This window comes from Cohnella phaseoli (assembly GCF_003386235.1).
GTDB classification, from domain to species: domain Bacteria; phylum Bacillota; class Bacilli; order Paenibacillales; family Paenibacillaceae; genus Cohnella; species Cohnella phaseoli.
Map to the genome: position 1 here is coordinate 22,977 of NZ_QRDZ01000058.1, position 12,908 is coordinate 35,884.

The following is a 12,908-nucleotide window of genomic DNA, read 5'->3' on the forward strand; positions in this document are numbered from 1 at the left end:
GGATCACATCATGATTAAAGAAAAGGACGGCAAAGAAAAAGAGCGCCAACCGCAGGAACGGACGATGAACCAACTGCTTCGGATGGTCGCCCCCGGCACTGCTTTTCGCGATGGCTTGGAGAACGTGCTGCGGGCCAAGACCGGCGCGCTGATCGTCGTCGGCTACAGTCCGGAAGTAATGGAGGTCGTGGACGGCGGCTTCTCGATCAATTGCGACTTTAGCCCCAACTACCTGTACGAGCTTGCCAAGATGGACGGCGCGATCATTCTGAACGAAGACGTAAAGCGTATCCTCTATGCCAATACGCAATTGATTCCCGATTCGTCCATTTCTTCTTCGGAGACCGGCATCCGTCACCGGACGGCGGAGCGGGTGGCCAAGCAGACGGGCAAGCTGGTCGTGTCCATCTCGCAGCGGCGCAACGTCATCACGCTGTACCAGGGGCAGCTGCGTTACGCGCTTAAAGAGATGGGCGTTATTCTGACGAAGGCGAACCAAGCGATTCAGACGCTGGAGAGATATCGGGTCGTATTTACGCAGTCGCTAACGAATTTGTCCGCGTTAGAGTTCGAAGAGATGGTCACGATGCACGAGGTGGCCCATGTCATTCAACGGGCGGAGATGGTGCTGCGAATCAACAACGAGATTAACCGATACGTGCTGGAGCTGGGGAACGAAGGGCGCTTGATCAGCATGCAGAAGGAAGAGCTCATCGGCTCCGCAGAGGAAGAGGCCCGGCTGCTGCTGCGCGATTACGCCAAGGACAACGGGGAAGCCAAGATCAAGGAAATTCAGGAAGCGATTCGCAAGCTGTCTTCCGAAGAGCTGCTGGACCCGGCCGCGCTGATTCGAATCCTGGGCTATCCGTCGATCAATTCCGTCGCGGACGAAGGCTTGCATCCGCGAGGCTATCGGATTTTGAGCAAGATTTCGAGATTGCCCTCCGTCATTATTCACAACCTGGTTGAGCGGTTCGGAGCTTTGCCGCGCATTGTGACGGCTTCCATCGAGGAGTTGGATGAGGTTGACGGGATCGGGGAAGTTCGAGCGCGGGCGATCAAGGAAGGTTTAAAAAGAATTCAGGATCAGGTGTTTATTGACAGACAGATATAAGCGGACTACAATGGGAAGGGTCTTAATGGTCTCGTTTTCCAGATCATCCCTTTTCTAGAATGGCGAACAATGTCGCTTAATGCTTAACGAACAAGCCATTAGGGTATAGTAAAGTCGAGGTGGCATACATGATTACGAAATCAATACCGAATTTATTTACCATAGGTAATCTGGGTTTGGGCGTAATCGCCATCATCCTTGCATTCAATAACGATACGAACAGTTCGAATACGGCCGCGCTGCTGGTGATTATCGCCATGCTGCTGGACGGATTGGACGGTCGCGTAGCGCGCGCGCTTAATGCTCAGAGCGAATTCGGCAAGGAGCTGGATTCGTTGTCGGACGTCATCTCCTTCGGGGTTGCTCCGGCATTCATAATGTATCAGGCGGCCTTCCAGGGACTTCCTCCGGCGCTGGCCTGGGCCGTGACGGCGATTTTCCCGATTTGCGGTGCATTAAGACTTGCTAGATTCAACGTCAAAGACGGCATTCCGGGCTATTTCATCGGACTTCCGATTCCGGCTGCGGGAGGCGTGCTGGCAACGCTGGCGCTGTTCCATACCGAGCTGCACTATTCCTTGCTGCTTCTAAGCACGCTCGCTCTCTCGTTTCTGATGGTCAGCAACATGAAGTATCCGAACTTCAAAAAGCTGGGCCTCCCGAGAAAAGCGATCTGGGCGATTCCCGTCGTTGTGCTGGGCGCCGCGGTGCTCGCTTATATGTTCCAAGAGGCGATTCCGAAGGTCATTCTGGCCTTGCTGCTTCTGTACGCATTGTGGGGACTAAAAAAAAACGTTGAAAGCCTGTTCCCTTCCCGAAGAAGAGCCGCTCGAGACGAAGCGGACGAAGAGAAAAAAAGCTCCAAACACAGCGCATAAATAAACAATAGACGAAGACGCCGACTCTTTCCTTTAACGGGAAGGGTCGGCGTCTTTTTGAATACTGGATCGATCCGTCAGCGACTTCAAGAACGGGCAGCTCGCCCGTTTTTTTCTTAGGCGAAAGAGGCTATTCCATAACCAGGGCTGCTCGGGACGAACGGTAGACAAAGTGAGGTTCATACACTTCACATTGTTCATCGATTATCTTCTTGGAGCGGCTTGATTGGCTTACGGAACAGCCCCTTCAGTTGTCGGCATGGAAGTTAAGTGAGGTTAAACCAGCCGAGCGTTGAGCACTTGTCAGATTCCCTTGCGACGACATCTTCAAGGCTGATATCCAGAAGATTGCACATGGCCGACATGTAAAATAGATTTTTGCCCATTTCGTTGCGAATAATTTCACGACATTGCTCGCAGAGCTCGCCCTCCATATGCGACTTCGATTGGAGATGGGCCTGATCGAGCGGCATCTCTTCGGAAAATCCCTGGTTTTTGGCATTAAGAGCGATACAACCGCATTCCGTAATCGACTTGGAGACGGCACGGTTGACGGAAGCATTAGATTGACTGAACTTCGTGACCACGTCGAGCAGACTGCGATGGCGGAGCAACAATTCTGACACCTGACTTTGAAATTCCTGAAGCGTAGGCGCGCTCATCCGTTCCACCTCGGTTACCTTTTATTTACTTTTTCCTCTTCATTATAGAGCAAGGGGGGCAAGATTTCAAAGAAAGTTGTTTTTTCTAAGGAAAGTTTAACATGCAGACGGGAGGGAAGGTTAGCGAGCGAAAAATTGGAACATACTAGAAGTAAGTGTTCAAAAGGCCCGGTTTTCAGCACCGAGGCAGGGCGTTCGTCTAACCGCGAACTGCTAGCCCATGCATCCGAGAGGGTGGAGGAAGGCCGGAGATGAGGCGCGATCGCAAATTTTATTTTTGATGAGGACAAGAGAGGGAGTGATTCTATGCTTATGAAAAGAGTAATTCAGACGTTCGGGCTGCTGATCGGAGCGCTGCTTGGCCAGCAAATGTCGGCTCCGCAGCTTGCCGGCGAGTCGCCCTGGATGGGTACGCTGCTGGGAGCGACTACGGGGGCGAGCGGTACGTTGAGCCTGGTTATCGGAGCGGGGGCCGGATTCCTGCTGGCTACTTCCGTGGCGGGGCCGCTATCGCGTTCGCTGCATCACACGATTGACAGGTTGTCGGACTATCCGCTGTCAGAGCTGCTGACCGGTATGGTCGGGCTGCTGATTGGCCTTGCGCTTTCTTCTTTCCTGTATCCGTACGTGACTGATATTCCTTATGTAGGACAGGTGCTGGCGGCGGGAGTTGCGCTTGCGCTCGGTTACGGCGGGTTGAGCGTCGGTCTGCGAAAAAGGGACGAGCTCGGCACGCTGCTGCAAGGACGCAGAAGGGGAGAACCCTCCGAGAAGACGGGACCGCGTTACGAAGAGCATAAAATTTTGGATACAAGCGTCATTATCGACGGCCGGATTGCGGATATTTGCAAAACCGGATTTATTGAAGGCACGCTTGTCATTCCGGAGTTCGTGCTGGAGGAGCTGCAGCACATTGCCGATTCTTCGGATCTGCTCAAGCGCAACAGAGGACGCAGGGGATTGGACATTCTGAATAAGATTCAGAAGGAACTGGACGTCAAAGTACTTATCTACGAGGATGCGAACGAAGAGCCGGGCGAGGTGGACAGCAAGCTGGTGAAGCTGGCCAAGGCGATGAAGGGCAAGGTCGTAACGAACGATTTCAATTTGAACAAAGTATGCGAGCTGCAGGGCGTCTCCGTCCTGAACATTAACGATCTCGCCAATGCGGTCAAACCGGTCGTGTTGCCTGGAGAAGAAATTATCGTGCAGGTCATCAAGGACGGCAAGGAGCACGGGCAAGGCGTCGCGTATCTGGACGACGGCACGATGATCGTTGTGGAGGGCGGGAGAGATTACATCGGAACGACGATGGAGGTGCTCGTGACGAGCGTGCTTCAGACTTCGGCGGGCCGAATGATTTTCGCCAAGCCGAAGCTATTGGAAAAAGCGCTCTGAAGCGGTATGATAATAGAATTACGGGCGGGACGCGCTCAAGGGCGTGTCTGGATACTCCGAGGGCAGCAGATTTTGCCGAATTTCCGTTCCATGCAAGGACTTTTGTGAAGGCGTACCGGAGGTACGTCAAGCAAAAGTGACGAAGCAGGGGGCGAAAAGGCGGTGAAAGATGCCCCCGAGCGGGTTTTCAGTCACGTCCTACAGTGTCCCGTCTTTCGTTTGTTATTCTAGCATCGTGCGTTGGGGGATCTTGAAAATGTCTTGGGAGTGGGGGGCTGTGGTTGTCGCGGCAGGCCGGGGAACCCGCATGGGAGCTGCGGACAACAAGGTATACCTGGAACTGGGCGGCAAGACGGTGCTCGATTACGCGCTTGACGCTTTCGAGCGCTGCGCCGTCGTCTCCTCCATCGTGCTGGTCGTCGGAGAAGGCGAGACGGAGCGGGCGGCGACGATTGTGGCGGCGGGAAGCTACGGCAAAGTTGCCGACGTGATCGTCGGCGGCGCGGAACGCCAAGACAGCGTGTATGCCGGGCTGGGAGCCTTGCGTACGCAGGGCGTGCTCGTACACGATGCGGCGCGGCCTCTTGTCTCCCCGGAGCAGATCGCGGCCTGCTGCGCCGCTGCCGAGGACCATGGCGCGTCTGCGCTGGCGGTGCCCGTGAAGGATACGATCAAAGTATCGGACGGGCAGGGCTTTATCGTGGCGACGCCGGAGCGCAGCACGCTGTGGAGCGTGCAAACGCCGCAGGCGTTCGGGCGGCTGGAGCTGATGCAGGCGCACCGGCAGGCGAAGGAGGACGGAGCGGCGGCGACAGACGATGCGATGCTGATAGAGCGTCTGGGGCGCAAGGTGGCTATCGTCCGGGGCGATTACGCGAATTTGAAAATTACGACGCCGGAGGATCTGCCGATCGCGGAGCTTCTGCTGGATAAATGGAGACGGCAGAGTTAGGGGAGGAGCTTTCAATATGATTAGAGTGGGACAAGGGTTTGACGTTCATCAATTGGTGGAAGGCCGGCCGTGCATTATCGGCGGCGTGACGATACCGTATGAAAAAGGCCTTCTCGGCCATTCCGACGCGGACGTTCTGCTGCATACGATCAGCGACGCGGTTCTCGGGGCTTTGGGTCTGGGGGATATCGGCAAGCATTTTCCCGATACCGATCCGGCGTATAAGGACGCCGACAGCGTAAAGCTGCTTGAGCGTGTCTGGGAGCTGGCGAAGGAGCAGGGCTACAAGCTGGGCAATGCCGATGCGACGATTATTGCGCAAGCGCCGAAGATGGCTCCGTATATTCCGGCAATGGTCACGGTCATTGCCCGCGCGCTTGAATGCGAGGAGACTCAGATCAACGTGAAGGCGACGACGACCGAGCGGCTCGGTTTTCCGGGGCGCGGCGAAGGAATCGCTTCGCAGGCGGTCGTTCTTCTGGTGAAGGAGTAGGCTGCAAGGGCCTGCGCGCAACATAATAGATACACGATTGTTCGAGGAGGAATGGATTATGTCTACTAAAGTCCGCGTCCGTTATGCGCCTAGCCCGACGGGGCATCTGCATATCGGCAATGCGAGAACCGCTATTTTCAACTACTTGTTTGCCCGTCATCACGGGGGAGAATTTATTATCCGCATTGAGGATACGGACGTTAAGCGCAATGTTGCCGGAGGCGAGGAGAGCCAGCTCAAATATTTGAAATGGCTGGGCGTCGACTGGGACGAGAGCATCGATCGCCCCGGTGAATACGGGCCATACCGCCAAACGGAACGTCTCGATATTTACCGTGCCCATACGCAGCAGCTTTTGGATCGTCAGATTGCTTATCCGTGCTACTGTACGGAGGAAGAGCTGGAGCGGGAACGCGAGGAGCAATCCGCGCGCGGCGAAACGCCGAAATATTCGGGCAAATGCCGTCGCCTGAGTGCGGAGGAGAGAGAGAAGCTGGCTGCGGAAGGACGAGCGGCGAGCATTCGCTTCACTGTTCCCGCCGATCGCACTTATACGTTCAAGGACATCGTTAAAGGCGAGATCTCGTTCAAATCGGACGATTTCGGCGATTTTGTCATCGTTAAGAAGGACGGAATTCCGACGTATAACTACGCGGTAGCCGTCGACGATCATCTAATGGCGATATCGCACGTACTGCGCGGGGAAGACCATATTACGAACACTCCTCGTCAACTGATGGTTTACGAAGCGTTCGACTGGACGCCTCCGGAATTCGGACATATGACGCTGATCGTCAACGACCAGCGCAAGAAGCTGTCCAAGCGGGACGAGTCCATCGTACAGTTCATTCAGCAATACGACGAGCTCGGCTATTTGCCGGAGGCCCTGTTCAACTTTATTACGCTGCTCGGCTGGTCCCCTGAAGGCGAGGAAGAGATTTTCGGCAGGGAGCAGTTGATTGAAATTTTCAACGCCAACCGTTTGTCGAAGAGTCCGGCGGTATTCGATACGGCCAAGCTGAGCTGGCTGAACCAGCATTACTTGAAGCAGGCGGAGCCGGAGCGGGTGCTGGGGCTGTGTCTGCCGCATCTTAAGGCGGCCGGCAGATTGCCGGAAGCGCCGAACGAGCAGGAGACGGAGTGGGCCTCGGCGTTGGTGACGCTGTTCCGCGATCATCTGCGGTTCGGAGCGGAGATTGTGGCGCTGTCGGATTTATTTTTCCAAGAGAAGCTGGTTTTTGACGACGAGGCGAGCGCGGTGCTTGCGGAAGAAACCGTGCCGACCGTGCTGCAGGCGTTCCGTCAGCAAATCGAGGAAGCGGGCGAAGCCGGCTTTACGATCGACAATATGAAGGCACTGATTAAAGCGGTGCAGACGGCTACCGGGGTCAAGGGAAAAGGGCTGTTCATGCCGATCCGCGTCGCGTTGACCGGACAGATGCATGGCCCGGACCTCAACGGCACAATCTGGCTGCTCGGCCGGGACAAGGTGCTGAAGCGTCTGGCGGAGCGGCTGTAGGGCTACCGCGCCCGGATCGGCGGCTGCGTCTTGTCACCGGTTCGGGGTTGGGATATACTTGAGTCATATCGAAAATGTGCGACGAACAGGAAAGTAAGTTTTGCTGCAGAATGCCCAGAGAGGGCGGCCATGGCTGAGAGCCGCCTCATTCGCGCAGAACCGAAATGCGCCTGGGAGCTGCGCCGCCGAGCGGACAACCGACAGGGGATGCGACGATAGTCGCGTTTGCCGCGGCTTCGTTAAGCGGTGCCGGGAGGATTCCCGTTACCGATCCGTTGAGGAGCAGGCTTGCCGCGATTGGCGCTTGCTTAAGCAGAGTGGGACCGCGTCACGACGTCTCTGCAGCGAAATTTCGCTGCAGGGGCTTTTTTTATTATAGAGCGCGTTGAAAATCGTAGTGCCGTAGGAGTCAGAGAAAAGGGGGGATGGGCTATGGGGATATGGCGCACGGTCAAATCGGACATCGAAGCTGTGTTCGAGAACGACCCCGCGGCCCGGAGCTGGTTTGAAGTCGTCTTTACGTATGCGGGGCTGCACGCGATATGGGCGCATCGCGTCGCGCAGTTTTTTTACTGCCGCCGGTTGTATACGGTCGCCCGGTTGATCTCTCAAGCCAGTCGCTTTTTTACCGGGATCGAGATTCATCCGGGAGCTAAGCTGGGACGCAAGCTGTTCATCGACCATGGCATGGGCGTCGTGATCGGCGAAACGTGCGAGATCGGGGAAGAGGTCGTCATCTATCAGGGCGTCACGCTCGGAGGAACGGGCAAGGAGAAGGGCAAGCGCCATCCGACGATCGGCAACCGCGTCGTCATCGCCTCGGGGGCCAAGGTGCTCGGATCGTTCACGGTCGGGGATAATACGAATATCGGGGCCAACTCCGTCGTGCTTCGCGAGGTGCCGCCGAACAGCACCGTCGTCGGCATTCCGGGACGCGTCGTCAAGCGCAACGGCAAGAAGATCGGCGATCGGCTCGACCATACGAACCTGCCGGATCCGCTTATCGAGACTTTCCGGTTCATGCAGAAGGAAATCAATGAACTCAAGGCCGAAGTGGAACGGCTCAAAGGGGGACGCCAACCGGGCGTTCAACCTGACGGCGGAAGATTAGGGCAGCCATCCGCCCCGATCGACTATTCGCAGCCGGGAGAGGACAACACTTCCGACCCTATGCGCGATCTTATGCATTCTCCGGATTTGGAGAAAAAAAGGAGCTAAAATAAACGTGAACTTGAAAATATACGACAGCATGACCAGGGAGCTGCAGGCTTTCGTCCCGCGCGAGCCGGGAAAAGTGAATATGTACGTATGCGGCCCGACTGTGTACGACTACATTCATATCGGCAATGCCAGGCCGGTTATCTTCTTCGATGTCGTGAGACGCTATTTGGAGGCGATCGGCTACCAGGTCAATTACATCGTGAACTATACGGACGTCGACGACAAAATGATCCGCAAAGCAGCGGACATGAACATTACGGTGCCGGAGGTGGCGGAGAAGTTTATCGCTGCGTTCAAAGAAGATCGCGAGGCGCTGGGAGCTTATCCTCCGACGGTGTCGCCCCGCGTGACGGAGACGATCGAAGAGATCGTCGAATTCATCCGCGAGCTGGTCGAGCAGGGCAAAGCGTATGAAAGCGCGGGAGACGTTTATTTCCGCACTTCGACGTTCCCTGAATACGGAAAACTGTCTCACAAAAATCTCGATGAATTGCAGTACGGGATCCGCATCGATGTGGATGAGCGCAAGGAAAACCCGCAGGATTTCGTGCTGTGGAAGGCGGCAAAGCCGGGCGAGATTCATTGGTCCAGCCCGTGGGGAGAAGGGCGCCCGGGCTGGCATATCGAATGCTCGGCCATGGTGCGCAAGTTCGCCGGCGATACGCTGGACATTCACGGAGGCGGCCATGACCTGCAGTTCCCGCACCACGAATGCGAAATCGCGCAGTCGGAGTCGTTGACGGGCGAACCGTTGGCGCGCTACTGGATGCACAACGGCTTCGTTAACATCAACAACGAGAAAATGTCCAAATCGCTCGGCAACGGCGTTAACGTTCGCCAGCTTCTGCAAGGCGCGAGCAAGTACGCGATCCGCTATTTGATGCTGGCGACGCATTATCGCAGTCCGCTGAACTTCAGCGACGAGACGATCCGTCAAGCCGCCAACAGCGTGGAGCGGCTGACCAACTGCCGCGACAATGTAAAGCACCGGCTGTCTACAGTGGCCAAGGGCAAGCTCTCTCTGGCTTCCGACGCGGAGCTGAAGGCCCGGCTGGAGCAGCTGCGCGCGGATTTCCATTCCCGGATGCAGGACGACTTCAGCACGCCGGACGCGATTACCGCCTGGTTCGGGATCGTATCCGAAGCCAATGCGTACTTGCAGAAGGAAATCGTCAGCGAGGCGGATCTGTTGTACATCGGAGAGCTTATCGAAGAGTTGAACGGCGTCCTCGGTTTAATCCCCGATCAAGCGGACGTGGAGCTGCTGGACGAAGAGGTGGACGCTCTGATCGCCGAGCGGACGGCTGCGCGCGCGAATCGCGATTTCGCCAGAGCGGATGAAATTCGCGATCTGCTCGCGGAACGAGGCATCGTGCTGGAAGATACCCCGCAGGGCATCCGCTGGCGCCGCAAATGACGGAACGCACGCAGATGTCCGTCATTGCACCCGTCATTGCGCCGGTCGTTCCAGCCGACGTTCCGGTTCATCTTCTGTCCCCGATCGTGCTCGCTTACGTGGGCGACGCCGTATTCGAGGTGTACGTCCGCCAGCGCTTAATCGCGGGCAGCAGCCGCAAGCCGCACGAGCTGCACCGCGCCGCGACGAAATATGTATCCGCCGCGGCGCAGGCGAGGCTGCTGCAGCGCTGGGCGCCCTTGCTCACGGAGGAAGAGGCGGACATCGTTCGCAGAGGGCGCAATACGAAGTCCGGTCAGCCGCCCCGCAATGCCGATCCTGCGGATTACCGCCAGGCGACGGGTCTGGAATGTCTTGTCGGTTATTTGTATTACCAAGGGAAAAAAGAGCGCTTGGAACAGCTGATGGAGCTGACGTTCGCAGCAGCGGATGTTGACTAAGCGCATTAAACGATAAAGGAAGATGGACACAAATGAGCAACAAGGATCCGAAATTTTCGGCAGGCGGCCGTCCCGCACAAGGCGGGAAGCCGGCTTCCAAAGGCAAGGGAGGGCGCAATCACGGCGGCCCTGCTTCCTGGCGAGGCGACCGCAAGGAGCAGAAGCATGACGCTCGTCCGCCCCGCAGCATTCAGGCCGATGCGAAGGATGACGATTGGCAGAGCGAAGGCGGGGCTTTAAAGAACGAGGAAGAGTATGTAGCCGGTAAACATCCGGTGCTGGAGGCGCTTAGGGCGGGACGTTCGATCAACAAAATTTTCTTATCCGCCCAGGCACAGCGTTCGCTTGTGCAGCCGATTCTGGAGGAAGCGAAAACGCGCGGCATCGTCGTGCAGCAGGTGGACAAAAGCAAGCTTGACCGGCTCGTTCCCGCCATGCAGCACCAAGGGGTTGTCGCGCAAGCGGCGGCCGTAGCCTATGCAGATGTGGACGAGTTGCTGGCCCGCGCCGCCGAGCGGGGCGAAGCGCCGCTGATCGTGCTTCTGGACGAAGTCGAGGACCCGCATAATTTGGGCTCGATTTTGCGGACGGCCGATTGCACCGGGGTTCACGGCGTCATCGTACCGAAGCGCCGGAGCGCCGGACTGACCGCCGTTGTCGCAAAAACGTCGGCAGGGGCCGTCGAGTACGTTCCGGTCGCCAGAGTGGCGAATCTCGTGCAGACGATGGAGAAGCTCAAGGAAGCGGGACTGTGGATCGCGGGAGCCGACGTCGGAGCGAAGGAAGGCTTCTACGAGACGAATCTGACCGGGCCGCTCGCAATCGTGATCGGCAACGAGGGTCAAGGCTTGTCCAGGCTCGTGAAGGAAAGATGCGATTTTATTTTGTCGCTGCCGATGGCCGGACAGATCAATTCTTTGAACGCGTCCGTAGCAACGGGCGTCATTTTGTACGAGGTCGTTCGCCAGCGTGGGCAAGCGGCGGCGAAGGGCGGCAATCCTCCGCCTCCGGCGTCTCCTCCCGGACATGCGTGAGGGAAGAAAGTTCCAGAGAGAGGACGTTCTGCTCGTCGACGGTTATAACGTAATCGGAGCGTGGCCCGAGCTTAGCGCGCTCAAAGACGAAAAACTGGAGGATGCGAGAGATCGGCTGCTGGATATGCTGTCGGACTACCAAGGCTACGCGGGACTGATCGTTATCGTCGTTTTCGACGCGTTCCGAGTGCCCGGAACCGGCAAGGAGTATCGTCCGCGCAAGAAGTTCAGCGTCGTCTACACCAGGGAGCGGGAAACCGCCGACGAATGCATCGAAAGGCTTGTCGGAGAGTGGCTGTCGGTCAAACGCAACGTCTACGTCGCCACTTCCGATCTTGTCGAACAGCATGTCGTTTTTGGACGAGGGGCGCTTCGGGTGTCGGCGCGCGAGCTGAGGCATGCGGTTCGGCAGAGTAGCGTCGATATTCAGGCGACAATCCGGAACGATAAGCAGCTGAAAAAAAATCCTTTGGAAGGAATTTTGCCGGAGGATGTGCAGTTGCGACTGGAACGGATGAGACGCGGGCTTAAGGATTCGTGACGAATTGTAAAGCTTTGTGTCGAATTATGCATTTTATTTACAATTTTTCCATGGCGGGTTTGTGGACCAATAACGGCGCATCCATTGACGCTATGCGCCGGATCAAGTATATTGATAATAGTTTGTTAGAGCAAGAGGTTCCAGTACGCCAATGCAGACCGGAGGGATGTTCGTGAGCGTCGACTTGGAGAGACTGGCAACAATAGAGTACGACTTCAGGGCCGACGAGGACATCGTTGAATTCGTTCGCTTGGGAGATAGCGGAGCGTTAGAGTTTCTCATTCATAAATATCGCAATTTTGTGCGAGCCAAAGCGAGATCCTACTTCCTCATCGGAGCGGAGCGAGAGGATATCGTTCAAGAAGGGATGATCGGCCTCTACAAGGCGATTCGCGACTTTAAGGGCGATAAGCTGGCATCGTTCAAGGCCTTCGCGGAACTGTGCATCACCCGACAGATCATCACCGCGATCAAGACGGCCACTCGGCAGAAGCATATTCCTCTGAACTCCTACGTCTCCTTGGACAAGCCCATTTACGACGAGGACTCGGACCGAACGCTGCTCGATGTCATCTGCGGTTCGCGGGTGTGCGACCCTGAGGAAATGATCATTAATCAAGAGGAATTTTACGGGCTTGAGGACAAGATGTCCGAGATCTTGAGCGATCTGGAGCGCAAGGTGTTGATGCTCTACCTGGATGGCCGCTCTTATCAGGAAATCGCGGTTGATCTGGACAGGCATGTAAAATCGATCGACAACGCCCTTCAGCGCGTTAAGCGCAAGCTCGAACGGTACTTGGAAATTCGCGACATAGGCAGTGAGCACTGATCCGATACATTCTATAAGCAGTACAGCACAAGCAGCCAACATGTAGCTGCTTTTTTTACGCCCTTTGAGAGGTTGTTCCAGGAGTCCGCTTCTGCTCGCTAGGCATTTCGGGGAACAGATTCGACGTCGAAGCTTGAGTTCAGCGGGACCTTCCGGTACTCATGTAGGTTGTAGTTTCTTCTACACTCCGTTCCTCAGGCGCTAGCTTCATTTCCCCGGATGCGTGGGCGAGTAGATGAGCTGGTTGGACGATTGGCGGCGATAGAGCGGAATATCCGGCTTAAATTGGGGAATCGGTCGTTTTGAAAAAATATACTCCACAGCCCCCTAATTCAGTTGGAGTCCTCCACCACGAAAATGTACACTTAGTACATGAGGAGGATGAGCGCAGTGGGAAAAATGTCTGAACA

The 12,908-nt window shown here is 56.3% G+C and carries 13 protein-coding genes; 12 read left to right on the forward strand and 1 reads right to left on the reverse strand.

Annotated features, from left to right (window positions below; all coding sequences use genetic code 11):
• Positions 1 to 10 precede the first annotated feature (10 nt).
• Together disA and pssA are read left to right on the forward strand one after the other, a co-directional pair.
• The gene (gene disA / locus DFP98_RS37690) at positions 11 to 1,114 is read left to right on the forward strand and encodes a DNA integrity scanning diadenylate cyclase DisA (RefSeq protein WP_246017176.1); all 1,104 of its coding nucleotides are present in this window, start codon (positions 11 to 13) and stop codon (positions 1,112 to 1,114) included.
• Positions 1,115 to 1,242: 128 nt separating this feature from the next.
• Positions 1,243 to 1,992: a CDP-diacylglycerol--serine O-phosphatidyltransferase gene (gene pssA / locus DFP98_RS37695; RefSeq protein WP_116065798.1), complete on the forward strand. Its 750-nt coding sequence runs from the start codon at positions 1,243 to 1,245 to the stop codon at positions 1,990 to 1,992.
• A gap of 266 nt (positions 1,993 to 2,258) precedes the next feature.
• On the opposite strand, the gene DFP98_RS37700 is transcribed toward pssA, so the two are convergent.
• Positions 2,259 to 2,654: a nucleoside triphosphate pyrophosphohydrolase family protein gene (locus DFP98_RS37700; RefSeq protein ID WP_116065799.1), complete on the reverse strand. Its 396-nt coding sequence runs from the start codon at positions 2,652 to 2,654 to the stop codon at positions 2,259 to 2,261.
• Positions 2,655 to 2,960: 306 nt separating this feature from the next.
• On the opposite strand from DFP98_RS37700, the gene DFP98_RS37705 reads away from it, so the two are divergent.
• From DFP98_RS37705 to sigH, 10 genes are all read left to right on the forward strand, one after another.
• The gene (locus tag DFP98_RS37705; protein ID WP_116065800.1) at positions 2,961 to 4,052 is read left to right on the forward strand and encodes a PIN/TRAM domain-containing protein; all 1,092 of its coding nucleotides are present in this window, start codon (positions 2,961 to 2,963) and stop codon (positions 4,050 to 4,052) included.
• Between the two features lie 256 nt (positions 4,053 to 4,308).
• Positions 4,309 to 5,004 carry a 2-C-methyl-D-erythritol 4-phosphate cytidylyltransferase gene (gene ispD / locus DFP98_RS37710; RefSeq protein ID WP_116065801.1) on the forward strand — a complete coding sequence of 232 codons (696 nt, stop codon included), beginning with the start codon at positions 4,309 to 4,311 and terminating at the stop codon, positions 5,002 to 5,004.
• Positions 5,005 to 5,020: 16 nt separating this feature from the next.
• Positions 5,021 to 5,497 carry a 2-C-methyl-D-erythritol 2,4-cyclodiphosphate synthase gene (ispF, locus tag DFP98_RS37715; RefSeq protein WP_116065802.1) on the forward strand — a complete coding sequence of 159 codons (477 nt, stop codon included), beginning with the start codon at positions 5,021 to 5,023 and terminating at the stop codon, positions 5,495 to 5,497.
• 58 nt (positions 5,498 to 5,555) lie between these two features.
• Positions 5,556 to 7,016, forward strand: coding sequence for a glutamate--tRNA ligase (gltX, locus tag DFP98_RS37720; protein ID WP_116065803.1), 1,461 nt, complete (start codon positions 5,556 to 5,558; stop codon positions 7,014 to 7,016).
• 432 nt (positions 7,017 to 7,448) lie between these two features.
• A complete protein-coding gene (cysE, locus tag DFP98_RS37725; RefSeq protein ID WP_116065804.1) occupies positions 7,449 to 8,234 on the forward strand; it encodes a serine O-acetyltransferase in 786 nt (261 codons plus the stop codon).
• Positions 8,235 to 8,241: 7 nt separating this feature from the next.
• Positions 8,242 to 9,654: a cysteine--tRNA ligase gene (gene cysS, locus DFP98_RS37730; RefSeq protein WP_116065805.1), complete on the forward strand. Its 1,413-nt coding sequence runs from the start codon at positions 8,242 to 8,244 to the stop codon at positions 9,652 to 9,654.
• Positions 9,651 to 10,094 carry a Mini-ribonuclease 3 gene (locus DFP98_RS37735; RefSeq protein ID WP_116065806.1) on the forward strand — a complete coding sequence of 148 codons (444 nt, stop codon included), beginning with the start codon at positions 9,651 to 9,653 and terminating at the stop codon, positions 10,092 to 10,094. Before cysS ends, DFP98_RS37735 begins: the two co-directional genes overlap by 4 nt.
• A gap of 188 nt (positions 10,095 to 10,282) precedes the next feature.
• Positions 10,283 to 11,128 (forward strand): 23S rRNA (guanosine(2251)-2'-O)-methyltransferase RlmB, encoded by an 846-nt coding sequence (gene rlmB, locus DFP98_RS37740; RefSeq protein ID WP_246017186.1) that lies wholly within the window; start codon positions 10,283 to 10,285, stop codon positions 11,126 to 11,128.
• Entirely contained in the window at positions 11,121 to 11,669 is a 549-nt protein-coding gene (locus DFP98_RS37745) for an NYN domain-containing protein (RefSeq protein ID WP_116065808.1), read from the forward strand. The genes rlmB and DFP98_RS37745 overlap by 8 nt, the downstream gene beginning before the upstream one ends.
• Positions 11,670 to 11,841: 172 nt before the next feature.
• Positions 11,842 to 12,498, forward strand: coding sequence for an RNA polymerase sporulation sigma factor SigH (gene sigH / locus DFP98_RS37750; RefSeq protein ID WP_116065811.1), 657 nt, complete (start codon positions 11,842 to 11,844; stop codon positions 12,496 to 12,498).
• Positions 12,499 to 12,908: the final 410 nt, after the last annotated feature.